The 23,572-nt window shown below is 72.9% G+C and carries 26 protein-coding genes and 1 pseudogene; 6 read left to right on the top strand and 21 right to left on the bottom strand.

The window, feature by feature from the left end:
* Positions 1-18 precede the first annotated feature (18 nt).
* The 3 genes from Sfulv_RS25860 to Sfulv_RS25850 all read right to left on the bottom strand — a co-directional run bounded on the left by Sfulv_RS25860 (position 19) and on the right by Sfulv_RS25850 (position 1,587).
* Entirely contained in the window at positions 19-417 is a 399-nt protein-coding gene (locus tag Sfulv_RS25860; protein ID WP_173316878.1) for a VOC family protein, read from the bottom strand.
* Positions 418-479: 62 nt separating this feature from the next.
* Positions 480-848: an MmcQ/YjbR family DNA-binding protein gene (locus Sfulv_RS25855; protein WP_173316877.1), complete on the bottom strand. Its 369-nt coding sequence runs from the start codon at positions 846-848 to the stop codon at positions 480-482.
* Positions 849-1,053: 205 nt separating this feature from the next.
* Entirely contained in the window at positions 1,054-1,587 is a 534-nt protein-coding gene (locus Sfulv_RS25850; protein WP_173316876.1) for a transglutaminase-like domain-containing protein, read from the bottom strand.
* Between the two features lie 143 nt (positions 1,588-1,730).
* On the opposite strand from Sfulv_RS25850, the gene Sfulv_RS25845 reads away from it, so the two are divergent.
* Complete coding sequence (locus tag Sfulv_RS25845) at positions 1,731-2,012, top strand: hypothetical protein (RefSeq protein ID WP_173316875.1); 282 nt, start codon at positions 1,731-1,733, stop codon at positions 2,010-2,012.
* Here Sfulv_RS25845 and Sfulv_RS25840 read toward each other — a convergent pair.
* From Sfulv_RS25840 to Sfulv_RS25795, 10 genes and pseudogenes are all read right to left on the bottom strand, one after another.
* On the bottom strand, positions 2,000-2,371 hold the full coding sequence (locus Sfulv_RS25840; RefSeq protein ID WP_173316874.1) for a hypothetical protein: 372 nt from the start codon (positions 2,369-2,371) through the stop codon (positions 2,000-2,002). The genes Sfulv_RS25845 and Sfulv_RS25840 overlap by 13 nt on opposite strands.
* 26 nt (positions 2,372-2,397) lie before the next feature.
* The gene (locus Sfulv_RS25835; protein WP_173310103.1) at positions 2,398-2,988 is read right to left on the bottom strand and encodes an LLM class flavin-dependent oxidoreductase; all 591 of its coding nucleotides are present in this window, start codon (positions 2,986-2,988) and stop codon (positions 2,398-2,400) included.
* A complete protein-coding gene (locus tag Sfulv_RS25830; protein WP_173318225.1) occupies positions 2,913-3,500 on the bottom strand; it encodes an LLM class flavin-dependent oxidoreductase in 588 nt (195 codons plus the stop codon). Before Sfulv_RS25830 ends, Sfulv_RS25835 begins: the two co-directional genes overlap by 76 nt.
* A gap of 373 nt (positions 3,501-3,873) precedes the next feature.
* A pseudogene (locus Sfulv_RS31585) lies at positions 3,874-4,692 on the bottom strand (Gfo/Idh/MocA family protein); the annotation flags it as partial.
* Positions 4,692-5,465, bottom strand: a complete 774-nt coding sequence (locus Sfulv_RS25820; protein ID WP_173316873.1) for an SDR family oxidoreductase — start codon at positions 5,463-5,465, stop codon at positions 4,692-4,694. The gene Sfulv_RS25820 and the pseudogene Sfulv_RS31585, both read right to left, overlap by 1 nt.
* Entirely contained in the window at positions 5,465-7,315 is a 1,851-nt protein-coding gene (locus Sfulv_RS25815; protein ID WP_256669290.1) for an AMP-binding protein, read from the bottom strand. Before Sfulv_RS25815 ends, Sfulv_RS25820 begins: the two co-directional genes overlap by 1 nt.
* Entirely contained in the window at positions 7,198-7,779 is a 582-nt protein-coding gene (locus Sfulv_RS25810) for an AMP-binding protein (RefSeq protein WP_173316871.1), read from the bottom strand. The genes Sfulv_RS25815 and Sfulv_RS25810 overlap by 118 nt, the downstream gene beginning before the upstream one ends.
* Positions 7,772-8,884 (bottom strand): radical SAM protein, encoded by a 1,113-nt coding sequence (locus tag Sfulv_RS25805; RefSeq protein ID WP_173316870.1) that lies wholly within the window; start codon positions 8,882-8,884, stop codon positions 7,772-7,774. Before Sfulv_RS25805 ends, Sfulv_RS25810 begins: the two co-directional genes overlap by 8 nt.
* A gap of 92 nt (positions 8,885-8,976) precedes the next feature.
* Complete coding sequence (locus tag Sfulv_RS25800; protein WP_173316869.1) at positions 8,977-9,660, bottom strand: PIG-L deacetylase family protein; 684 nt, start codon at positions 9,658-9,660, stop codon at positions 8,977-8,979.
* An 85-nt stretch (positions 9,661-9,745) separates the two neighbouring features.
* Positions 9,746-10,672, bottom strand: a complete 927-nt coding sequence (locus Sfulv_RS25795) for a glycosyltransferase family 2 protein (protein WP_173316868.1) — start codon at positions 10,670-10,672, stop codon at positions 9,746-9,748.
* A gap of 516 nt (positions 10,673-11,188) precedes the next feature.
* Between Sfulv_RS25795 and Sfulv_RS25790 the strand changes: the two genes are divergently transcribed.
* Genes Sfulv_RS25790 through Sfulv_RS25770 form a run of 5 tightly spaced genes read left to right on the top strand, consistent with a single transcriptional unit; the run spans position 11,189 to position 15,995 of the window.
* Positions 11,189-12,232, top strand: a complete 1,044-nt coding sequence (locus Sfulv_RS25790) for an alkaline phosphatase family protein (protein ID WP_173316867.1) — start codon at positions 11,189-11,191, stop codon at positions 12,230-12,232.
* Positions 12,229-12,732 (top strand): hypothetical protein, encoded by a 504-nt coding sequence (locus Sfulv_RS25785; RefSeq protein WP_173316866.1) that lies wholly within the window; start codon positions 12,229-12,231, stop codon positions 12,730-12,732. The genes Sfulv_RS25790 and Sfulv_RS25785 overlap by 4 nt, the downstream gene beginning before the upstream one ends.
* A gap of 29 nt (positions 12,733-12,761) precedes the next feature.
* Positions 12,762-13,040 carry an acyl carrier protein gene (locus Sfulv_RS25780; protein ID WP_173316865.1) on the top strand — a complete coding sequence of 93 codons (279 nt, stop codon included), beginning with the start codon at positions 12,762-12,764 and terminating at the stop codon, positions 13,038-13,040.
* Between the two features lie 31 nt (positions 13,041-13,071).
* A complete protein-coding gene (locus Sfulv_RS25775) occupies positions 13,072-14,913 on the top strand; it encodes a B12-binding domain-containing radical SAM protein (protein WP_173316864.1) in 1,842 nt (613 codons plus the stop codon).
* Entirely contained in the window at positions 14,907-15,995 is a 1,089-nt protein-coding gene (locus Sfulv_RS25770; RefSeq protein ID WP_173316863.1) for a DUF4346 domain-containing protein, read from the top strand. Before Sfulv_RS25775 ends, Sfulv_RS25770 begins: the two co-directional genes overlap by 7 nt.
* 30 nt (positions 15,996-16,025) lie before the next feature.
* Here the strand turns inward: Sfulv_RS25770 and Sfulv_RS25765 are convergent, their stop codons facing one another.
* From Sfulv_RS25765 to Sfulv_RS25730, 8 genes are all read right to left on the bottom strand, one after another.
* A complete protein-coding gene (locus Sfulv_RS25765) occupies positions 16,026-16,562 on the bottom strand; it encodes a hypothetical protein (RefSeq protein ID WP_179764309.1) in 537 nt (178 codons plus the stop codon).
* An 11-nt stretch (positions 16,563-16,573) separates the two neighbouring features.
* Positions 16,574-17,338, bottom strand: a complete 765-nt coding sequence (locus tag Sfulv_RS25760; protein ID WP_173316861.1) for a phytanoyl-CoA dioxygenase family protein — start codon at positions 17,336-17,338, stop codon at positions 16,574-16,576.
* Between the two features lie 51 nt (positions 17,339-17,389).
* The gene (locus Sfulv_RS25755) at positions 17,390-18,229 is read right to left on the bottom strand and encodes an LLM class flavin-dependent oxidoreductase (RefSeq protein WP_173316860.1); all 840 of its coding nucleotides are present in this window, start codon (positions 18,227-18,229) and stop codon (positions 17,390-17,392) included.
* Positions 18,226-19,782, bottom strand: a complete 1,557-nt coding sequence (locus Sfulv_RS25750; RefSeq protein ID WP_173316859.1) for an aldehyde dehydrogenase family protein — start codon at positions 19,780-19,782, stop codon at positions 18,226-18,228. Before Sfulv_RS25750 ends, Sfulv_RS25755 begins: the two co-directional genes overlap by 4 nt.
* A 42-nt stretch (positions 19,783-19,824) precedes the next feature.
* Positions 19,825-20,490, bottom strand: a complete 666-nt coding sequence (locus Sfulv_RS25745; protein WP_173316858.1) for a 4'-phosphopantetheinyl transferase family protein — start codon at positions 20,488-20,490, stop codon at positions 19,825-19,827.
* 62 nt (positions 20,491-20,552) lie between these two features.
* Positions 20,553-21,767 (bottom strand): cytochrome P450, encoded by a 1,215-nt coding sequence (locus Sfulv_RS25740; RefSeq protein WP_173316857.1) that lies wholly within the window; start codon positions 21,765-21,767, stop codon positions 20,553-20,555.
* Positions 21,764-23,206: a M78 family metallopeptidase domain-containing protein gene (locus Sfulv_RS25735; protein ID WP_173316856.1), complete on the bottom strand. Its 1,443-nt coding sequence runs from the start codon at positions 23,204-23,206 to the stop codon at positions 21,764-21,766. The genes Sfulv_RS25740 and Sfulv_RS25735 overlap by 4 nt, the downstream gene beginning before the upstream one ends.
* Positions 23,203-23,553, bottom strand: coding sequence for a hypothetical protein (locus Sfulv_RS25730; protein WP_173316855.1), 351 nt, complete (start codon positions 23,551-23,553; stop codon positions 23,203-23,205). Before Sfulv_RS25730 ends, Sfulv_RS25735 begins: the two co-directional genes overlap by 4 nt.
* Between the last annotated feature and the right edge of the window lie 19 nt (positions 23,554-23,572).

Below are 23,572 nucleotides of genomic sequence, written 5' to 3'. Positions count from 1 at the left end.
GGACCGGCTCCCGCGGTGTCAGACGGCCAGCGGTGCGAACAGGTCGATCGCGGTGCCGTCGGGGTCGAGGACGAGGGCGTAGCGCTGCTGCCAGACGGCGTCCCAGGGCGCGATGTGGCCCACATAGCCCGCGTCGACCAGTTCGGCGTACTTCGCGTCGACGGCCTGCGGGTCGGGGAACTCGAAGGCGACAGCGAACCGGTGGCTGCCGGTGGGCGGCTGCCAGTCGGGGTCGTAGCTGCGCACCGTTTCCACGGTGTCCCAGGCGAGCCGCACCCCGCCGGGCAGTACAACTTCCACGTGCGGCTGCGAGTCGGCCTCGGCGGGGATGTCCAGTCCGAGGCGGCGGTAGAACGCCAGGGCCTTGGCCATGTCGTCGACGACGATTCCGAAGAGGGACAGCTGAGGGACTGCCATGAGGTGTGCTCTTTCCTTTTGTTGTCGGACGGGCCGGGAGTACGCGCGGGCTGTTCGGTGGGTCAGCCGCGCTGGAGCCGCAGGCGCTCGCGCACCGCCTTCGGCAGACCGGCCACCACGCGCTCGTAGGAGTGCTCCACCATCTCGCGCAGTTCGGGCGCCGGGACGGTGGAGTCGAGCAGGACCGTGTTCCAGTGCCGCTTGTTGACGTGGTAGCCGGGTCCCACCGCCGGATACTGGTCGCGCAGGTGGAGTGCGAGGTCGGGCTCGCACTTCAGAGTGATCTGCGCGGTGCCCCCGTGCGTGGCGTCCTGAAGGATCGCGAACACCTTGCCCTCGACCTTGAACACCGTCGCGCCGGGGCCGAAAGCCTCGTCGTCCGTGGTGCTCGGCAGCTCGAGCGCGAAGTCGGACAGTTCTTCAGGGGTCATGCCCGTCCTCTCGTCGTGGAGGGGGCGGTGACGTGCCGGGACGCACGCAGCCGGCGGAGTCCCGCGCTCCGGTGGTGTCCGCCAGCCTAGGCCGTCCCTCCGGCAGCCGCGGTCAACCTGCCCGCTATCGGCACACGATGGCCGAAAAGGGTCGCCGTAGTACGGAAACGTCCCGCGCCGCCGGGTGGCGCCGTACCCGGTCCGCTCAGTCGGCCCGTTCCGTCGGCAGCGACACCTGGGCCCAGATGCCGTCGTGGCTCACCACCTTGGTGAAGCGGTCGGTGAGGCGGTGGAAGAGGGCGCCGGGGGTGTTGTCGGGCGGGAAGGCCCCGGGGTCAAGTCCCCCCCACTGGTTCAGCGCCCGGGCCAGCAGCGGGTCGACCGGCACCCAGACCCCGTCGACGAGGAACTCCGCCCAGCAGTGCGGGGTGGAGTACGGAGCGGCCACCAGCAGACCGAAGGAGAACCGGCTCCGCAGGCCGCGCCGGCCGCCCTCGTGGACCAGCCAGGCCGCGGCGCCCCCGCAGTCGGACATCCGGGTGCGCCACATGAACTCCGGGTCCCAGCGCACAGCCTCGGGCAGCAGGAAGAACCCGACGCCCTCCACCTCCTGGAGCAACTCCCGTAGATCCGAAGGGAGCTCGGGCCAGTCGCGGGTGACGGGGGCCGGACGCAGCTCGCCCAGACGGGCCTCTGTCGCGGGTCCCTCGACCCGGCGCCGCCGGCCGCCGAGCAGCACCCCGTACCGGCACGTGCCGGGGTGGCCGGGGCAGGGCAGGCGGAGAGCACCTGCACGCGGTGGCCCGGCGCCTGGTCGAGTGCGGTCTGCCAGGCTTTGGCCCACGAGCGCATGGAGCGGCTCTGCACCGAGAGCCGGCCCAGATGCAGGGCCGCGTTGCCGAGGTCGTAGGCGTCGTAGAGCCGTGCGTCGCCGACGCCGAGGTGCGGGACGCCGGCGGCGGTGAGCGCGGCCAGCAGTTCCGGTCGGATGCCGTGCACGCGGCGGGCCTGGGCCGGCGTGACCGAGAAGCGGCGCTGCCGGTCGGGCACCTGGCGCAGGCGCCGCACCAGGTCGTCGATCCGCTCCGGCTCGGGGAGGCGCCGCTCGCGCGGCTCGCTGCTGACGGGTGTCACCATGGGCCGGCCCCGGTTCAGTCGATGTAGCCGAGGGCTTCGAGGCGACGGGCCACCTCGTCCTCCTCGGCGGGGCTGTAGGGCGCGGCGGGTTCCGGTGGCAGCCCGTGCCGCTCCAGCTCCCGCAGGAGGCGGTCCAGCGGATCGGCCTCGCCGGGAGGGACGACGATCGGTTCGGCATCGCGTGACCCGCCTGCCAGGTCGATGGCGAGGGCGGTGGCGTCGGGGCCGAGGGCGGCGCGCAGTTCGGCGGGCACCGCCGGGCCGGTCAGCATGGTCGCGCGGGCGCCGCGCCGCGCGACGGCGTCGGCGAGGCGCCGGCCGAGTGCCTGGCGGGCGGCGGTGTCGCCGTCGGCGAATCCGATCAGGACGCCGTCGTGTTCGGTCATGGAACTCAAGGCTGGATCCCTGGGGTTCAGGAGACGACAACGGTGGGCTCGGCCGTCTCGAGCGGCTGGTACGGGGAGAACGCGGCCAACTGCGGGACGACGTCCCGGGCGAACAGCTCCATGGAGCCGATCGCCTCGTCACCGGTGATGTCACCGAAGACGAACTCGCCGAAGAGGGTGTTGAAGTGGCCTTCGCGGGCGGCCGCCGCGATGCGGTCGGCGACGGTGCGCGGTGATCCGACGAAGATCAGGTTGTGGTCCATGAGGAACCGGAAGTCGTGGCAGCCCGCGAGGATGTCGTTGGTGTTCAGGCCGCTCGCCGGGGCGGGCCGGTCGGCGGAGCGGCGCACCGAGCCGTAGCGCAGGGTCTCGACGAAGGTGCGGGTCGCCTGCTCCGCCGCCCGCGCCTCGGCCTCGGCGTCCGTCTCCGCCACGTGTACGAGGCTCCAGTAGCCGATGTTCGGCACGTCCGGCCGGCCCTCCTTGCGCCACCAGTCGACGTAGTGGCGGTAGACGACACCCATGGCCGCCCGCGGCACGATCATGGTCGAGCAGGTGTGGCCACCGGTCTTCGCGAGGTGGCGCAGGGTCGCGCGGTCCGTGGTGGGGATCCACACCGGCGGGTGGGGCTCTGCGCGGCGCCGAACGACAGGGTGACGTCGCGCAGCTGGTGCACGGGCCCGTCGAAGTCGAAGGCACCCTTGCTCGTGAACGCGGTGCGCAGCAGGTCGGCGCACTCCCGGGTGCGCTCCTTGCGGCGGGCGAAATCGGCGCCGAAGGGCCTGAAGGGCTGGTCGCTGACCCCGGAGGCGAGACCTACCTCCAGTCGGCCGCCGAGGAGCTGGTCGAGCGTGGCGGCTTCCTCCACGATGTGCAGCGGGTGGTGCAGCGGCGGCACCCATCCCATCGGGCCGACCCGGATGCGCTCGGTGCGCAGCGCCGCTCCGGTGCAGAACACCGCGGGCGAGGACATCCAGCTCTCCTCGGGGGTGCAGTGGTGCTCGACCGAGAAGGCGTAGTCGAAGCCGAGCCGGTCCGCCGCCTCGACCTCCTGCCACAGTTCCTCGTACCGCTGGCGGACGGTGAGGTTCCCTCGTCCCCACACATGGGTGAAGTACGCGAATTTCATGGGGCACTCCGGGTCTGGGAGCGGACAGGTTCCGGGGATTCCCGGGGTTCCGGGGAAGGGGCGGGCCGGCGGCCGCCCCGTAGATCCGGTCGACGCAGGAGGCGATGACGCCGATCTCGGCGAGCGAGCCTCCGTCCGCGCCGGTCGCCGCCCCGGCGCCGGTGAGCCGCCGGGCCAGGTGCTCGACGAGGCGTTCGTACTCGATGCCGACGGGTTCGTCGGGCAGCGGTACCTCGGTGCGCTCACCGCGCCGCAGCACGGTCAGCGAGGAGCGCGGGACGCGGTGCGGGCTGAAGCCGAAGGTACCGCGCAGAACGGCGACGCCCTTGGTGCCCTCGACGGTGAGCGTGGTGCTGTCCACCGCCTGGTGCGAGGCCCAGCGCGCCTCGACGGAGACGGCGACGCCGGTGTCGGTGAGCAGGAATCCGCGCGCGCTGTCCTCCACCAGGTCGGCTGCCGTGCGGGTGGGGGTGGCGCCCTCGCGACCGCGACGGCTCCAGTCGGCGGTGGCGCCGGCGTCCCCGAGCCAGTCGCCGGAGACGGCACCCAGGGCGGCCGTCACCCCGGGCCGCCCGAGCAGGTCGAGACCGACGTCCAGCAGGTGCCAGCCGAGGTCGAGCAGGGCGCCGCCGCCGGCCAGCCGGCGATCGGTGAACCAGCCGTCACGCTGCGGGATCCCGGACGCCCGGGTCCAGTCGAGGCCCAGTGCGCGCAGGTCGCCGAGTGAGGGCAGCAGTTCGGCGAGGGCCCGCACGTCGGCGCGGTGACGGGCCGCGCTGCCCGCGTATACACCAGCGCCGCTCCGGGCGGCCTCGGCCAGGTCACGGGCCTCGGCTGCGGTGCGGCAGACCGGTTTCTCCACGTACACCGGGACGCCGCGGGCGAGCAGGGCGCGGGCCACGGGCACATGGAGGTCGTTGGGCAGGGCGACGACCGCGAGGTCCAGGGGCAGACCGGCGAGCTCGTCCGGGCTCGCGCCGACGAAGACCTCGCGTCCGGGCGGCGCCAGAGCCCGGGCGGCGGCCGGGTCGGCGTCCACGAGCGCCGTCACCTCGAACGCGGGGTGTGCCTCCAGCAGGGGCACCCAGATCGTGCGGGAGACCCAGCCCGCGCCGAGGACGGCCGTGCGCAGGGGCCGCGCAGGCGTGGTGATCGCGCCGGGGTCGGGGGGTGTGCAGGCCGCGCCGGACATCAGAAGCGTGCACCGCCGTCCACGACCAGCGTGTTGCCGTTCACGTACGAGGCCGCCGGGGAGAGCAGGAACGAGACCGCCGCGGCGACCTCCTCCGGTTCGCCGAGCCGTCCGGCGCCGATGAACTTCAGTACGAGGTCGCGCTCCTCGGGCGAGAAGTCCATGACCTCGGCCCGGATGGCCCCCGGTGCCACCACGTTGACCGTGATGCCGTGTTTGCCGACCTCTCCGGCCAGCGAGGCGGCCCACGGCTGCAGGGCGCCCTTGGTCGCCGCGTACGCGCTGTGGCCGGGCAGGCCGCTGGTGCCGGCCCGGGAGCCGAACAGCACGATGCGACCGTACCGGGCCCGCATCATCGGCTTCAGGCATGCCTTGGCGAGGTTGACCGAGCCGGCCAGGTTGACGTCGATCAGTTCGGCGAGAGTGTCGGCGTCGGTGGCCATGGCGAGGCGCCGGGTGCGCAGGCCGGCCGCGGCGACCAGGCCGTCGATCCGGCCGAACCGTTCGAGGGCGGCCGAGACGAGCCGGGCCGGGCCGTCCGGCGCCGACAGGTCGGCCCGGACGGGGACGAGTGTGCCACCGGCCTCTTCGACCTGGGCGGCGAGCTTGCCCATCCGGTCCTCGCCGCTGTGGTATCCCGCGACCACGTCGGCGCCGAGTTCGGCCAGGTGGCGGGCGCAGGCGCCGCCGATGGTCCCGGACGCTCCGGAGACCACCACGACGCGGTCGCGCTGGCCCATGGTTTCGGCGATACGGACGAGGGATTCGCCCATCAGTCGGCCTCCTTGGCTAGGACGAGATGGCAGGGGGAGCCTTCGAAGGGCAGGTCACGGACGAGGTCCGCGCCCGCCTCGGTCAGACCGGCGGTGAGCGCCGCGAGGGTGGGCCAGTGGGTACCGCCGTGCGTGAGCCAGTCCAGCGCCAGTTCGGCGCCTTCGCCCGGCTCGCCGTCCGGGGTGCCGGAGGGCAGGAAGAGGTCGTCCACCAGCAGTCGGCCACCGGGCTTCAGGGTCCGCAGCAGTGGCGCGAGGCGGGCTCCGCCGGTGGGATCGTGGATGCCGTTGGCGACGACGCAGGCGTCCGCGTCACCGGACGGCAGCTCCGGTCCGGTGGTGATCAGGCCCGCGGCGACGGCCGCGCGCACCGGTTCGCTCACCGGACCCGCGAGCCGGCCGGTCTGCCACAGATGGCCGGTGGCGGTGGGATCGGCGGCAAGGAGCCGTTCCAGGTACCGGCCGGGTCCGGCGGTGATCTCCACCAGCCGGGTGCCGGGACGCGGCCGGAGCAGCCGCAGCCCGAGGGCGGAGCGGGCGCGGGCGGACGGGCCGCCCATGGCGCCCTGGTACAGCCGCACCAGTTCGGCGTCCAGCGACCACTGTTCGAACGGCCGGTGCCGTACGCCGGTACGCGCCACTGCGGCCAGCGCCTCCCGGCTCACCAGGTCGCGGGAGAGCCGCTTCTCCAGCTCCACGAAGGCGGCGAGTTCATCGATGGGAACCGCGGGACCGCCGGGCTCCAGCCCGGTCGAGACCAGGCCGAGGGCCGCCGCCGTGTCCAGCAGCAGCTCCAGCGCACGGGTGTCGCAGCCGGTCTCCGCGCTGATGTCGGCCAGTTCCGAGCCCTCGGCCAGGGCGGTCAGGGCACCGAGGTCGTGGAGCGCGAAGAGCAGTTCGGACGCCTTGTAGGCGCGGGCGGCCCGCAGTGCGCGCGGGGTGAGGCGGTAGCGGGCCGGAGCGGCGGCCTTGCCGACGGCGGTTCTCGGCAGGGCGGCGCGCAGCACGAAGGTGTCGGGGACCTTGTGGGGGGCGAGGTGCCGGGCCGCGTGAGCGCGCAACTCGTCCGTGTCGGTTCCGTCGTCGGCGACGACTTCGGCGACGAGTCCGTCCTCGCCGTCGTGGGCCCGGCGCCGGGCGGCAACCCGTACGTCCCGCACGCCGGCGTGGGCGCGCAGCACCGACTCGATCTCCAGCGGTGCCACCCAGCGGGCGCCCCGCCGCACGGCGGTGCCCTCGCGGCCGAGGACGCGCAGGTGGCCGTGCTCGCGCACGGCCAGGTCGCCGGTGTCGTGCCAGCCGGGCAGCGCGTCGCTGCGGATCTGGAGGATTCCGGGGCCGTCCGCCGTCTCCGCGTGGGTGGTGCGGTCCAGGAGGCGGATGTCGACCCCAGGCAGCGGGGTGCCCGCGCACAGTGGAGGCAGCCCGGCCGGGCCTGAGAGGACCGCGCCGAGTGCGGTGGATCCGTAGTTGCGGGCGAGCCCCACCCCGTATGCCTCGCCGAACAGCGCGTCGAGCGGGCCGTCCACCGGTCCCGCGCCGGTCATGGCGATCCTCAGCCGGGGCGCGGGCGGGGCCGCTCCGGGCCCGGCGCGGCGGGCACGCAGCCGTTGCCGGGTGGCCAGCAGCCGCGCGGTGGTGGGCACCAGGGCGACGACGGTGGCCCCGGCGGCGAGTTCGCGGGCGGCCTCGCCGAGTGCGGTGGGCGGTACGGGCCTGATGGCGGCCCCGGTCAGCAGCGCGCCGCACAACCAGCCGAGGGCGTACGCGTGCGAGAGCGGTATGGGCAGTAGCAGGACGTCCTCGGTGGTGAGGCCGACGCCGTCGCGGTAGCGGCGGGCCTCGGACAGCCAGCCGGCCTCGGGGCGCCAGACCAGTTGGGGGCGCCCGTGGAGCCCGAGGTCGGCAGCAGGACGCCGGGTCCTTCGCTCGCGGGAGTGCCCGGGGTGCCGTCGAGCAGGGGTGGGCCGCCGGGCCGGGCCGCGGGTGTCAGGATCCGTCCGCCGCCGGCCTGCCCCAGCAGTCTGCGTACCTCGGCGTCGGGGGTGTCGGGTGCCACGGGCAGCGGCCGGGCGCCCGCGGCGAGCAGGCCCAGGAAGTGCGTGACCCAGTCGGGCCCGTTGGGCAGGCGGAGCACCACCGCTTCGCCCTCGGGGCCCTGGTCCTTGAGGGTCTCGGCGATCCGGTGCGCCTCGGCCGACAGCTCGGCCGCGGTGCGGCCGGGCAGGATCCCGGTGTCCGGGGCCAGCCGCCCGACGGCGTTCAGGAGGGTGTCCGGAAGTCCGCCCGGGGCGCGTGCGCGGTCCTCAGACATCGCCGCTCGCCAGGTAGTCGGCCTTGGCGCGCTGGATCATGCCGCGGATCCGGGGTGGTGCGTAGGTGGGGGCGGCGCACAGTTCGTCGAGGGTGATCTCGTCCTCGAAGTACATGGAGAGCGTGTCCCAGGGGGTGAAGCAGCCGTGGCAGGCACTCAGCCGCGGCTTGGGCGCGAGGAGGGCCTGGTAGAGGCCGCTGGTACCGAGCCGGTCCAGGAGGTTCTCGGCCTCGTCGCCGAGGACGTTGCCCATGTCGGAGAACCAGATGTTGGGGCAGGGGGTGACGACGCCGTCACTGAAGCTGGAGACGACCAGTCGGGGCAGATGACAGCGGAAGGTGCGCTTGCCGACGTGGTAGAAGCTGAGCAGCCGGTCGAAGTAGGCGCGCGGCGGCAGTACGCGGCTGAACTCCTCGTACCGTTCGGTGAGTTCCTCGATGTGGGCGATCTGGTCGCGCCGGACCGCGAACTTTTCGACGTCCGGGCCGCGGACCGGGAAGGGGAAGAAGGTGGGCGGGGCGTCGAAGGCGGCGAGCCAGCCGGCGAAGTCGGAGAGCTCGCCGACGCTGCGGTCGTTGAGGACACCGTAGATCTCCACCGGCAGGCCGGAGTCGAGGATCCGGCTGACGGCCCCGACGACCTTGGTGTGCAGCGACTCCGACTGCACGCGGTAGCTGTTGCCCGGGTAGAGGTGGCTGTCCAGGGAGACCTGGAGGACGACGTTGCCCCAGGACCGCATGCGCGCGAGGTGGTCCTCGGTGACGAGCACGCCGTTGGTCTGGATGACGAGGACCTCGTACCGGGAGGACTGTTCCTCCAGGAAGTCCATGATGCCGCGGACCAGGAAGATCTCCCCGCCGGTGACCTTGAGCAACGGCAGGTCGAACCGCTCGCCGAGCCGGTCGGCGACGGTGTTGATGCGCTGGCCCAGTCCCGAGGCCGGTGAGTAGTCGTCGCGCTTCGGCGGGTCGAAGATGAGCTTGAGGGAGTGGCCCTCCTTGAGGTTGCTCTGCCCGGTCAGGCAGTAGGTGCAACCGAGGTTGCAGGAGTCCTCGTTGATGACCAGATCGTTGCCGATCAGCGGGAGCGGGCCGAGGGGAGACATTTGCGGGTCCTTTCACGGTCGTCCGACGGGGCACGCGTGGCGCGTGGTCGTACGCGGGGCCGGGAGTACCCGGACCGGTGAGGGCTGCGCTGCTAGGGGATGTCCGGATCGACGCGCAGCCAGTACCGGTCGGCATACGGCGTCCCCGCCTCGGCCCCGTGGGCACGGACCCGGGCGAGGAGAGCCCGGCGCAGTCCGTCCGCGCCGCCGAACAGGACCTCGGCCTGGCTGGTGTAGTGCAGGGCCGCGGCCAGCCAGCGTTCGACCTCGGTATCGGTGAGGGGCGAGCGGCGGACGGCGAGCCCGTCGTGGTCCCGTCCGCGCAGCGGGTAGGGGAAGTCCTCGTACCAGGTGGTGCCGGGCGCGGCCAGCTGCGCCACGGCGGCCCGGGACACCACGTGGTCGACGTGCCGGCCGGCGGCCAGCGGGCCGTGCACCCGGGCGCCGGGCGGGCACAGCGGACGCAGGGCGTCCCGGATCGCCCGGGGCAGATCGCCGTCGTCCGGGTGGGGGGCGGCGAAGACCCGGGGCGCCGAGCGGTAGCGGTGGCGGCCGTCCGTGGTGCGCAGCGCGGCGTCGGTGAAGCCGAGCGAGATGTGTCCGACACCGAGTTCGCCGAGCGCGGCACGGTCCTCACGGCGACGGACCGCGGGGTGGGCGACCCGCCGCCAGCCGTCGGGCGCGCCGGGTGCGGACGGGCCGGGTGCGGACGGGCCGGGTGCGGACGGGCCGTCGAAGACCGTGACCACCGTGACCGGTGCCCCCGCGAGACCCACCGGGCGAGCCGGCCGCCGAGGGACCACACCGCGTCGTCCGGGTGCGGGGAGACCACCACGTGGGCGCGGGCCGTTCGTCGCGTGCTCATCGGGTGCCGGTCGGCCGGGTCCGGGCCGCCTCGGCCCGGACGGCGGTCACATAGCGTTCGGGGGTCCCGTCGGGGCCGAGCAGGGCGGTCAGCGCGCGCACGGCGGGCAGCGGATGCAGCAGCGCCAACCGTTCCATGTTCCGTCCGTGCTGGTGCCAGCGGCCCGGCCGGGCGTGGCTGAGGTGGATGCCGTACGCCTCGGGCACCAGGACGCGCCGCAGCCCCGCGGTGTGCAGCCGCACTCCGAACTCGATGTCCTCGCAGCCCCAGTCGCGCCCGAATCCCTCGTCGAAACCGCCTACGGATCGCCAAGCCTCCTTTTGCACCGCCGAGTTGGCTCCGACGAAGCCGAGCCAGCCGGCGACGTCGGGCAGCGTTCCCGCGTCCATCGCCTCGACGGCGCGTTCCAGGGCGTTCGCCATGGTGCGACGCAGCGGATCCCGGCTGCGGGCGTCCGCCGGGGCCACGGTCAGTTCGGCGGTGATCCGCTGGATCTCGGCCGGACGCGCTTCCTCCAGCGCGGTCAGCAGTCGTTCCGCGGTGGGGAGTTCGCGCATGCGGCCGTGGAGGAAGACGCCAGGTCGGGCGGCGTCGGCGTATGCCCGCAGGAAACGGGGGCCGACAACGACGTCGGCGTCGAGGAAGACCACCCAGGCGGCCTCGGCCGCATCGGCACCGGCGTTGCGGACGGCCGCCCGGCCCCGTCCGGGGCCGGGTACCGAGCGCAGGGGCAACCGGTCGCGTGCGTCGGCCAGGATCCCGGCGAGTGCCGCGCGGCCGTCGGACTCGTTGTCGTCGACCACGATCACCTCGTGGGGCGGGGCGTCGGTCTGGGCCGCGAGACAGGCGAGCGTGACGCGCAGCCGCCTGTGGTCGCCCCGGGTGGGGACCACCACGGCCAGGGTGATCGGAGGGGATGGCACGGGCGGGGACATGCATCGGCCTTTCCGTCGACGGGCAATCGGCATCGCTCGGCAACGTTCCGGTGTGCTTCGGAGCGCGGGAGATCACGCGGGTGCGCTGGGGAAATCCGGCGTGAACGGGAGAAGAGGCGGGACGGCACCGGACCATCCGCGAATGGCCCCCTCGGAAGGCTCCACCGACGACGCCGGGGAAGTCAACCGGTCAGGACCTGATTTCGGAAAGACCGCCTGATCGGAAAAGTACGCGCGGACGCCGGTCCGATCATGCCGGGCGATTCGTTTTGGTCACAACGGGGCGGCTGTTGATCCGGTTCCGGGATGTCCGGGCGGAGCTCGCCACGCAGGTCTGTGGTGGAACAGAACCGAATGACGGAGCACGGGCCGATCGGTGCGCGTGGCCGTCTGATCCTCGATTTTCGGTCAAGGTTCCCCGGGCGGGGCCTTTCACATAATGACGGATTGCTTCAGTGTTACGGTCAAGTCCAATCACCCAGCGCCACAGCTGGAGGAAATTCCGTGCCTCCCTCACCGCTCGCCCTCGTCATCGGAATCGACGGGGGCACATTCGATCTCATCGACCCCCTGGTGGAGCGCGGGCTGCTCCCCCACATCGGACGTCTCCTGACCGCCTCGGCCAGCAGCAGGACCACCTGCACCTGGCCGGCTCACACCGCTCCCGGCTGGTCCACCTTCGTCAGTGCGGCGGACCCCGGCAACCATGGCATCTACCAGTTCTACGACACCCAGGACCCCGGATACGGCGCCCAAATCACCCAGGCCGGCGACCTGGGGCGGTCCTCGGCCTGGGACTGGCTGGCGGCACAGTCGTACACCCTCGGGCTGGTCAACATCCCGATGTCCCACCCGCCGGCCGACCTGCCCGGCTACCAGATCACCTGGCCGTTGGAGCGCACCCTGCGGCACTGCCGCCCCGACTCGCTGCTGCGCGAACTCGCCAAGGCCAGAGCGCACTTCCAGTCCGACCTCGCCACGATGTTCCACGGCGACATGGGCTATCTGGACCAGGCCGAGCGCAATGTCGAGGCCCGGATCCGGTCCGTCCGGCATCTGATGACCACCCGACCCACGGACGTCGTCATGGTCGTCCTCACCGAGGCCGACCGGGTGGGGCACCACTACTGGCACTACGAGGACGAGGCGCATCCCCGGCACGAGGGCGCCCCCGCGGACAGTGGCTGGGAACGGGCCCTCACCCGGGTCCACCGGGCGCTGGACAACGCCGTGGGCGAGCTGCTGGACATGGTGGACGAGGACACCGTGGTGACGCTCGTCTCCGACCACGGTCTGGGCCGCGGCCGGTACGCGTTCTCCGTGCACCAGGTACTGGAGGAGGCGGGCCTGCTCGCCACCGAGCCCGGCGACGGGCCCGCCGAGGCGACCGCGAGCTGGTTCGCGGACGGCGGGCGGCGGGTGGACTTCGCCCGGACGGCCGTCTACATGCCGGTCCCCGGCTCCTACGGCCTCAATCTCAACCTGAGGGCCCGGCAGACACGGGGTACGGTCGCCCCCGGGACCGGGACCGGGTCACGGCGGAGGTGACCGACCTGCTCGGCGGAGTGAAGGGCCCCACCGGGGAACCGGTGTTCCGGGCGGTCCTGCCCCGGCAGGAGGCGTACCCGGGCGGCAACGTCGAGCGCGCCCCCGACCTGCTGCTGGTCCCGGCGGACGAGTCCGTGCTTCCGGTCACCTCGCTGACCGGCACGCTGTGGACTCCCAGCGCCCAGACCGGACTCCACCGGCACGAGGGCATCTGGGCACAGCGCTCGCCGCGTGTCCGACCGGGCCGGCTACCCGGCACGATCCCGCTGGCCGACGCGATGCCGACGCTCCTGACGGACCTCGGGGCCGCCTGGCCGTCGGACGTGGACGGCCGCCCGCGCACCGAGGTGTTCACCGAGGACGTGCCCGTCCCCGGACCGCACCGGCGCCTGGTCCTGCCGGACGCCGTCGCGTCCGCGCCCGGACCGGCGGACCCGACCGAGGGCCCTGGCGAGGACGACTACACCAGCAGCCGACTGCGGGAGATGGGCTACCTGTGACCGATCACCGACACGAAGGGATCCGCGACATGGCGGCAGAGGAGACGAAGGTCCGGCTGCGCAAGGTGCTCGTCGAGTCGCTCGAACTGTCCATCGGGCCGTCCGAGGTCCCGGACAAGGGGCTCGTGCAGACGCTGGGACTGGATTCGATCAACACCATCGAGTTCCTGATCTGGGTCGAGAGCGAGTTCGGCGTGGAGATCGCCGACGAGGACCTCTCGATCAAGCTGATCGACGACCTCGACCTGCTCGCCGAGTACGTCAACAGCCGGATACCGAAGGGCGAGCCCGCCGGCGATCCGGCCTGAGCGCCCGGACCCCCGCCTCCTTGGAGAGCCGATGATTCAGGACGTCACCCTCGAAACGCGCAGCCCCCGCCGGAAGCCGGGAGAGTTCGAGCTCTCCCTGGACCCCCGCATCACCGATCCGGCCTCGTTCAAGGTCAGTTTCCTCATCCTGCTGGACGGCGACCTCGTGATGTCGCCGGAGCACCTGGGCGTCGCCTACATGGTCAGCGCCCTGCGGCACGTCGGCTTCTCCGCCGAGATCCGGGAGGTGGAGCACGGCGACGAGCACCACGCGGCGGTCGTCGACCATATGCGGGAGTACCAGCCGGATCTGGTGTGCTTCACGCTGATGAGCCTCAACATGACCAGCTGCGTCAATCTGTGCCGACAGCTGCGCGAGGCCCTGCCGGACACCCCGATCGCCTGCGGCGGCCCGGCCGGTACGTTCGCCGGCCGGGACGTGCTGCGTAACAACCCGTACGCGGACATCGTCGCCGTCGGCGAGGGCGAGCCCACCGTCCTCGACCTCGCCCAGCGGCTGTACCTGAAGGAGCCGCTGACCGACTGCCCCGGCGTCTGCTATCGGGACGAGGAGGGCGGCATCCGCCAGAATCCGGCCCGGCCCCTCATCCACGACCTGGAGGTACTGCCGTTCCCGGCCCGGGACCAGCTCAGCCAGCACGGGGACAAGCTGGAGTACATACGGGTCAGCACCAGTCGTGGCTGCGTCGCCAACTGCGCCTTCTGCTCGGCGCCCCATCTGAAGAACCGGGTGCAGGCCGGCAAGGCGTGGCGCGGGCGCGGGCCCGAGCAGATCGTCGAGGAGGTCGCGCAGATCGTCGAGCGGCACAACTTCCGCACCTTCGACTTCGTGGACTCCACCTTCGAGGACCCCGACGGCGGCCGGGTCGGCAAGAAGCGGGTCGCCGCCATCGCCCAGGGCATCCTGGACCGGGGCCTGGACATCTACTACAACGTCTGCATGCGGGCCGAGAACTGGCACGACACCCCGGAGGACCACGCACTGCTCGACCTGCTCACCGCCTCCGGTCTGGAGAAGGTGAACGTCGGCATCGAGGCGGGTACGGCCGAGGAGCTCCTGCTGTGGGAGAAGCGCGCCACCGTCGAGGACAACGTCACCATCATCCGCATGCTGCGCGAGCACGGCATCTACCTGGCGATGGGCTTCATCCCGTTCCATCCGTACACCACCGTGGACTCCCTGACGGCCAACGCCCGGTTCCTCCGGGACAACTCCGGGCACAACCTGCGCCGGATGACCGAGCGGCTGGAGATCTACCCGGGGACGGCGATCGTGAGCCGCCTGGACTCCGACGGCCTGCTCGACCACAGCTACCGCGACAGCCTCGACCCGTACGGCTACTCGTTCGCGGACGAGAAGGTCGGGATGCTGGCCAAGCACTTCGCCCGGCTCTACAACAACGAGGACTACCACCGGCGCGGGGTCATCACGGAGCAGTCCGCGGTCTTCGAGTTCGAGACGTACAACGTGGTCATGCAGACCTTCATCTCCCGGCTGCAGCGCCGCTTCCGGGAGCTGCCCGGCGTGGAAGAGGTGATGGAGGCGTTCAAGGAGTACGTGCACGCCGTCCGCCAGGAGATGGGGCAGTTCAACTACGCCTTCTTCATGGCGAACCTCGACGCGGTGCTGAACGACTCGCTGGACTCCGACAAGCAGGAGCGCCAGATCGTGGAGGTCGAGCAGTACTTCCGCGACCGCCTCGGCCAACTGCGCTCGGAGCAGCTGCGGGTGGGCAAGCGGCTCACCCGGCTCGGGGCCCGGGTGGCCGAGATCAGCTCCACGCTGCCGCCGGTACGTCCGGGCGGCCTCCCGCGCACGTACACCGGCGAGGGCACGGGCGCCACATGGTGAACGGCCCCGGAGGGGTCGAGGTCGCGGTCTGCAGCCTGAGCAGCCGGGAACTGGTGGAACCCCTCTCCAGGCTGCCCGGCGTGGCGCTGGCGGGCACGCTGATGACGGCCAACCTCGGGATCGAGGAGCTGGTGCGCACCCTCGCGCGCCGGCCCGCGATCCGGGGGTTGGTCGTCTGTGGCCGGGACTCGCCGCGCTTCCTCGCCGGGCAGAGCCTGCTCGCCCTGTTCCGGAACGGGGTCGACCCCGAGCTCCGGAGGATCGTCGGAGCAGCGGGCCACCTGCCGCTGCTCCGTTCCGTCCCGCTGCACGAGGTCGAGCGGCTGCGGTCCCGGCTGGAGGTCGTGGACGCGCGCGGGGAGGGTGACCCGCTGGCGCTCGGCGAGATCGTGCGGCAGCTCTGGGGGCGTATCCGCGCCGCACCACCACCGGCCCCGAGCGGCCGGGCCAGCGCGGACGGGGCGCACGGCCCCGAGCTGGGCTTTCGCCGGCTGCGGGCGGGCGGCAGGCGCGTCGGGCTCAGCCAGGTGCTGGAAGGCTTCGTGGTCATCAGCCTGGACCGGCGGGCCCGGCGCATCGTCCTGCGGCACTACGACAACGTTCTGACCCCCCGGCACGAGATGACCGGTGTCCGGGCGGAGTCCATGCTGCTGGGGCTGTTGCAGGCCGGGGTGATCACCGACGCGTCCCACGCCGGATACCTGGGCGGCGAGCTGACCAAGGCCGAGACCGCCCTGCGCCTCGGCCTTCCCTACGTGCAGGACATCCCGCTGCGCGCACCCGGCCGTCCCGGGGACGTCATGTCGCCGGCTCACGAGCGAGAGGAGAATCCGGCCGTGACCGACGAATCGACCGGCCTGCCGAGCATGACCGAATTCGTGACCGCCGTCGTGACGGGGCTCGGGCTGGAGGACACCGACCTCGCCCCGGACGTCCCCCTGGGCACCCAGGTCTCCGTGGAGTCCGTGCGCATGATCGAACTGGCCATCCTCCTGGAGGAGGAACTGGGCCTGGACCTCCCGCCCGACCTCGACCTCCGCACGTGCAGCCCGCAGGAGCTGTACGGGATCCTGACGGCGTGACGGGGGTCCGGCCGGAGAGCCGGACCCCCGTCACGCCGGCCAGACGCGCAGTTCCTCCTTGATGAGCCGGGCCGTGACCGGCAGGCCCCGGTCCGGGGCCCAGGCGTCCGGGCCGAGCAGACGGACGGTGAAGCCGTCCGGCGAGAGCCGCTGCCAGGCTTCCACGGCCCGCGGGTCCGGCTCGGCCGACAGCAGGGTGACCGGACACGGCAACGGGTCGCCGCCCGGCACCCCCGCGTCCCCGGCGAGGTGCGCCCGCCCCGAGCCGAACAGCACCCGGGCCGGTGGCGTCCCGGCCGCCCGCGCCGCCCGCACCGCGTCGACCACGGCGGCCGGCAGGGTCTCGTCCTCCGGGTCGCCGGCCGCCAGGGCGAGCAGCGCCCAGGGCAGGCCACCGGCCGTCCCGGACGGGGGCGGGAGCCGTTCTCCCGGGACGGCCGACAGCACCGCGGCCTCCGGCAGCAGCACCGGCCGCAGCACCGGTACGAGGGCGCCGCCCCGTTCCAGCACCACCAGCCGCAGCACCGGGCCAGGGCCGGGTGTCCGGAGGAACCGGCTGACGTCCATGGCCTCCGTGCTCATTCGAGACCGTCGGCGAGTCCGAGGGCGAAGTAGTTCTCGAAGCCCAGCAGCCGCCGCATCCGCTCGTCAGCGCGCTCGACGACCTCCGGCTTCAGTCCGGCGAAGAAGTTCTGCTGCTGCCGCACGTAGCCGCGGCAGTAGTAGTTCAGGATGCCGTGCCGGGGCCGGTCGGTGACGTTCGCGCCGGTCTGGTGCCACAGGCGCCCGTCGAAGATCATGACGCTGCCCGCCGGGGCGTGGACCGCGATCGTCCGCGCGTCCCCCTCGCCGCGGTCGTAGTCCGGCTGCCGGCAGAGCAGATGGCTGCCCGGGACCAGCCGGGTGGCACCGTTGTCCTCGGTGAAGTCGTCCAGCATCCACATGCTGTTGGCGACGAGCGCGTACGGCGGCCAGGGGGGCCGGGCGAACGTCTGGTCCGCGTGGATGTTCATGGACGCGCCGCCGGGGCCGGCGATGTTCGCGTGGGTGCTGGACAACAGGAAGTTGAAGCCCAGCACCTCCTCCATCAGCTCCAGGACCACGGGGTCCCGGACGCTGCGCTCGAATTCCTCGCCCTTGTTGAGCAGGCTGAAAACCCGTTGGTTCCCGCCGTCGTAGAGAAAGGCGCCGCCGTCTTCCCGTTCCTTTTTCGCCACATCGAGGAGGCGTTTTCTGAGTTGCGTGAACTCCGACTTGGAAACGGGGCATTCAAGGAGGCAGTAGCCGAATTCCTGAAGGTCTTGCGCAGCCTTGAGCTTATTGCTCGTCAGATTGGCAGACATGGACAGAATTTATCAGCGGGACGGCATTCACGGAAGGGACCCGGGCGGAATTCAGGACAGCAGGACCTCGGCGAGCCGGTCCACCTGCGTGATCCGTGCCGCGGTCGGATGGAAGACGACCTCGTCGAACCCCGCGGCGGCCAGCCGGTCCACCTGGTCCCGGATGTCCTCCGGAACGCGCGGGGTTTTCGCGACAAAGGATTCAGCTTCGTGCCCGAGCACCCCGAAGTACTGCCGGACGAATGCGGCGGCCTCCTCGGCCACGTCTTCACCGAGCCAGAACCGGGAGAGCGCGACGAGCCGGGGCCGTCCCGCGCGTCCCGCGCGGCCCCAAGCGGTGCGGACCTCCTCGGCCCAGGGCGCCACCCGCTCGGGCTCCAGACCTGGTGCCGTCCATCCGTCGGCCCAGCGCACCGTCCGTCGTACGGCGGCCCGGCTTACCCCGCCGACGAGCAATGCCGGTAGCGCACCCGGGAGTTCACCGGTGTCGCCCTTCGCGCGGAGCCGGGACAGTTCGGCGAGCTGGGAGTCGAACACAGCGGCCCGGCTCGCGAAGTCCCGTCCGGCCGCCTGGAAGTCGTCGGCGCGCACGCCGGGCCCGAGACCGAGCGTGAGCCGGTTCCCGGAGAGGGAGGCGACAGTGGCGGCCTCCTTGGCGAGCACCGCGGCGGTGGTCAGCGGGGCGACGAGGATGTTGGTGGACAGCCCGATACGCGAGGTGGCCCCGGCCGCCGCGGCCAGCACGGCGAGCGGTTCGTGGCCGGCGTAGCACAGCCGGTGGGTCGCGGCGACGGACGAGAAGCCGCACTCCTCGGCCCGGACCGCCCACTGGATCTGGAGTGCGCCGGTGGCGCCGGGGACGGTGTTGGGCAACGCGATGGCGATCTTCATGGGGTGCTCCGCGGGAGGGAAGCGGCCTGCAGCCGTTCGGAACCGAGCAGGTGGTAGGGGGTCGGGGCGAGGCCGGGCGGCCCGTCGGTGCTGTCGACGACGACCTGGCGGCGGCGGTACGCGTCGAGTTCGTTGGTCACCCGGTCCCAGGCGGTCTCGGCCGGGACGCTCTCCCCGGGCGGCAGGTCTACCTCGACCAGCCGGTAGTCGTTCACCCACACCCGCTCGGCCCGCAAGGCGTCGGCGACCGTACGGGCGTGTCCGGCGTCCGCCGACCAGACGCCGGCGCTCAGCCCGTACCGGGAGGCGTTGGCGATGCGGACGGCGTCGGCATCGTCGCGGGCGCGCAGCACGGACAGCACGGGGCCGAAGATCTCCTCCTGCGCCACGGTGTCCCCGGGTGATACGTCCGCGAGCACGGTCGGCAGGAAGTAGGCACCCGGGTCCAGCCCATCAGCCAGTTCCCCGGGCTCGGGCATCCGGCCGCCGCACACCAGCCGGGCGCCCTCGGCGAGGCCGCGTCCGGTGAAGTGCAGGGCGGTGCGGGCCTGGTTGCGGGAGACCAGCGGGCCGAGGTCGGTCTCCGGGTCCAGCGGGTTGCCGAGGCACAGGGCACCGGCCCGTTTCGCTACCCGGCCGAGGAACTCGTCATACACGTCGGTGTGCACCACGGCACGCGAACCGGCCATGCACACCTGGCCGTTGTGCAGGAAGCCGCCCCAGGTCACACCGGCGGCGGCCAGGTCGAGGTCGGCGTCGGCGAGCACCACGTTGGGTGACTTGCCGCCGAGGTCCAGCCGGGTGCCGACCCCACTCCCGGCGGCCCCGTCGCGCACGCGCTCCCCCACGGCGTCCGAACCGGTGAACGCCACCAGGTCGACGCCGGGGGCCCGTACCAGGCTGTCCCCTGTGGTGCCGCCGGGACCGGTGACGACGTTGACGACCCCCTGCGGCAGACCGCACTCGTGCATCAGCCGGACCAGTTCCAGGGTCGTGACCGAGGTGAACGACGCCGGTTTGACCACACAGGTGTTGCCCGCGGCGATGGCCGGGGCGATGCGCCAGGCGGCCAGCAGCAGCGGCAGGTTCCAGGGAACGATCGCGGCGACCACGCCCAGCGGGTGCCAGCGCAGGTAGTGCGGCGATCGGTCATCGGCGCTGCCGGGACGGCCGAGGCGCCCGGGCAGCCGCTCGGCCCACCAGGCGCTCCAGGCGAACGCCGCGCGGGCCCCCGGGACGTCGGCTCCGAGAGCCTTGCGCAGGGTGGTGCCGTTGTCGCGGACCTCCAGTTCGGCGAGGCGGCCGGACTCGGCGGTGATCCGGTCGGCGATCCGGCGGAGCACCAAGGCGCGTTCGCCGGGCGTCATGCGCGGCCAGGGGCCGTGGTCGAAAGCGCGGCGGGCCGCCGCCACCGCCGTCTCGACGTCCGCCGGACCGCACCGCGGCACGTCGGCGAGGTGCCGGCGAGTGGCCGGTTCGAACGTGCGGAAGACCGCGCCGTCCCGGGCCGGGGCGGGGGCACCGTCCACGTACCTCGGGAAGTGCTCTGCCATCTGTCTCCTCCTCCGTCTGATCGGTCCACGCGTCCCGTGCGGTCAGGGAGCGGCCGGGCGGCCTTCGAGCAGTTCGGCGACGCTCGTCCGCCGAACCTTCAGTGCGCCGGGACGGGTGTCCCGGGGCAGGGCGACAGCGGCCCGGTAGGGGGCGGGCACGCCGGCCGGCTCCCACACCCGCCACTCGCGCCCGTCCGGGCCGCGTACGGCCGCCGGACCGGGGTCCTCCAGGCACACGGGGGTCCGCATGCCCTCCCGCAGCCGCCCGCCCCATGCCTTGACGCAGGCTTCCTTGCGCACCCACAGCCGGAAGAACAGATCCCAGGCTTCCCGGCCGGCGCGCGCCTCGACGGCGGCGGCCTCGTCGGCGGGGAAGTACCGGGCGGCGATCCGCGCGGCGGCGACCCGCCGTACCCGTTCGACGTCGGTGCCGACCGGTCCGCCCCCGGTCACCGCGAGCAGGACGAGACCCGCTGTGTGCGAGAGGTTGAAGGCCAGACCCGAGGCCCGCGCGGCACCGGCCAGCTCGGGCTTGCCGTTCTCCTGTCGGGTGAACCGCAGTGCCCGGGGGGCCTCGCCGGTGAGATCGCCCAGGCACCGGCGCAGCACGGCCTGGCCGAGGGCGAACGCGTCCCTGTCCACCGGGGACCTGAGCTGTGCCATCCGCGCCCGCTCAGCCGCCGACAGCAGCAGCCGGGCGGTCCTCACCGCTCTGTCCGGGGCCCGGGCGGTGCGGACGCACCACAGCGACACGGGCGCGGCCTGCCCGGTCACAGGGTCGTGCCGAGCCGCACCGGGAGGGCGGCGACCCCGAGTGGCAGCAGCTCGGACGTGTGCGTCACGTCGCCGGGCTCCACCGCAAGGCCGACGCGGGGGTGGGCGGCAAGCAACCCGCCGATGCCGGCGGCGTGCTGGATCAGGACCAGGTCTGTGGCGGGGCACCGGTGGGGCCCGGCGCCGAAGGCGAGCGTGTGCGTCTCCGGCCGCTCGATGTCGAGTTCGTCGGGCAGGTCGAGCACGCGCGGATCCCGACAAGCGGCCGAGACGAGGGGCAGCACCGCCGCTCCGGCCGGGATGCGTACACCGGAGAGCTCAACGTCCTCGGTCGCCGTCCGCAGCAGGCCGTCGTTGCTGGACGGGTAGAACCGCAGCAGCTCGGCCACTGCGCCCGGGATCAGCTCCGGCCGCCGCACCAGCCGGTCCCGGATGCCGGGGGCGGCCAGCACGGCGTACAGGTGGCGGGCGAGTAGGTCGCGCACTCCGATGAAACCGGAGATGACCAGCCCGTGGAGCAGGAGGACCCGCTCCTGGTCGGTCAGTTTCCCGCCCTCGGCATCCGGTTCGTCAAGGCCCAGCAGCACACCCGCCACATCGTCGCCGTCGCCGTCACGCCCCCGACGCTCGTCGAGGAGGCCGGTGAACGCCGCCGCCAGACGGGTCCGGCTCGCATTCTGCTCCGGTCCGTCGGCGCCGCCGGACAGCAGCAGGGTCTGGACGTCACCGGTGATCTCCGGCCACCGGTCGCCGTCGAACCCCAGCAGCTCGCAGACGACCCGGCCGGCGAAGGGAGCGGTGTAGGAGGCCACCAGGTCGACGGGGCCCGGGCCGTCCCGGAGGGACTCGGCCAGGTGCCCGGCGATCTCTTCGACGCGCGGCCGCCACCGGGCCGCGCGCTCGGCGGAGAAGGCGGCGGCGACCGGGGTGCGGAAAGCGGTGTGCCGGGGCGGGTCGAGGTCCACGATCCCGGTGCCCTGACTCCGCCCGAAGCCGATCCCCGGCAGGGCCGCGGCCCCGGCCCGGCTGAACACGGAGTCGGTCAGGACCGTCCGTACGTCGGCGTCCCGGGTGACGAGCCAGATGGCGGTTCCGTCGGCGAGCTGGACCCGGGAGACCGGCTCCTGGTCGAGCAGCTGTGCGTACTGCGGCGGCACGGTGCCGCCGGGACCCGCGGGATAGGGGAAGACCTCGTCCGTCGCGCCGCTCATCGAACCGTCTCCAGCGGATAGCGGGGTGCCGCGCGCACCACGGTCGGTTCCACCGGTGTGAAGGGGAAGTCCTGGGCCAGCACCTGGTTGTCCAGCTGGTGCTCCACCACGATGGTGCCGGCGCCGTAGTCCTCCGCTATCTGCTCGACGTCCTCCGCCGTGACGAGCCCGTCCGGCCGGCCCAGCAGCTCGGCCACGCCACGGGCGGGCGCGAGTAGTTCGAGGGCGAAGCCGCGGGCCAGGTGCTGGCGGTGGGTGTGCGCGGCGACGATGAGGAAGTCGGGGTCGTTGTCGCAGATGAAGTGGCAGATGGCGCGGGCCTGGAGGAAGCGCCGGGGCCGCTCGGTGTAGCGCCGGCTGGAGACGAGCGTCGGCCCGTGCGCTGCCTCGCGGCGGCCGAAGGCGACCAGTCCCCGGTCGACGTACGGCGTCGGCTCGGTGACGTAGGCGAGCAGCGCGTCGGTCTCGAACCGCTCGGTATCGGCCACCCCGGACCAGGCGCGGACCCGGCGGGCGAGTTCGTAGCCGAGGTGCCAGGCGTTGTCGAGGCGCCCCGGGTGGAAGAACTTCTCGCGGACGTCGGCACACACCTCGCGGAGTTCGGCGACGGCGGGGTCGGCCGGGCGCCCGGCCGGTGCGGTGCCCGCCACCTCGCGGGCGCGTTCGAGCCAGGCGAGCTGGTCGGTCACGCGCTCGGGGCGCACGCCGTTGAGGAAGTCGAAGGCATGGAGCTCGGGCAGCTCGCGCACCACCCGCCGGATGCCGTCGACGTAGGGTCCCGCCTCCGTGTAGGGGTCCAGGCCGAGTCTGGCCGCGGCGCGGCAGAAGGCGGCCTCGTTTTCGGCGGTGCCGCGCAGCGCGGTCCACTCCTGCTGGAGCGGGGTGTCCCTGACGCCCCACTCGGTCAGCCGGGCGACCACGGCGTCGACCAGGCCGCGCAGGGTCTCGGCGAGCGCCTCGGAGCCGACGACGACGTTGCCGCGCGCGACGTGGCGGGGGCCGGGCCGGGGGTCGGGGCCGCCGTCCGGCATCCACACGATCCGGGTCTGCCGTCCCTCGGGTACGAACAGCGCGTCCGGCCAGCGGAATCCGTCGCAGGCGGCGCGCATGACGTGCCGTCGTGACCGCTGCCACCAGGAGCCGCGCTGGTCGCCGACGCCGTTCTTGTAGGCGAAGCGCAGCTGGGATATCTGGGTGCCGGGGCGGGCGTCGGCCGTCAGGGACCACCAGTTGAAGGCGATCCACTCGGCGAGCGGGTACAGCGAGCCGGTCGTGTAAGGCCGTACGGTGCCGGTGGCCGGGTCTTCCACGGTGGTCATCGGGGTCTGGTCGCCGACGCTCATCTCGACGTCGGCCCAGGTCACGGTCCGCTCGTCATGGGCGCCCGCGGGGGGATCCTGCCATTTCCAGACGAGCGAGAACTCGGGCAGCGCGCTCATGTGAGTCCCTCCGGCCATTCGCTCGGGTGCAGGGTGTAGCCGGTGTAGCGGCCCGGGTCCTGGCCCGCGAGCCGGAACTCCCGGACGACGTCACCGACGCGGTACCAGGCGTACCGCGGGAAGTCGCGCTCCCAGGGGCCGCCGAGCAGCCCCTCGGTGAGCGCGTCGCGCAGCAGTTCCTGCGGGGTGCGGTCGGTGGGCGCCGCAGGGGGGAGGGTGTCGGCCGAGTGCGGGTCCCACGCGACGTACGCCGCCCCGTCGGCCAGCGCCTCCCGGTCGACTCCGGCCGGGGGTTCGGTCACGGTCCTGCGGCGTTCGCGCCGTTCGGGTGGTCGTATGTCGCGCATGTTCGGACCTCCAGGGGAA

It is taken from the genome of Streptomyces fulvorobeus, from assembly GCF_013167895.1.
GTDB classification, from domain to species: Bacteria; Actinomycetota; Actinomycetes; order Streptomycetales; family Streptomycetaceae; genus Streptomyces; species Streptomyces fulvorobeus.
This window is presented reverse-complemented; position numbering and strand designations above follow the sequence as displayed.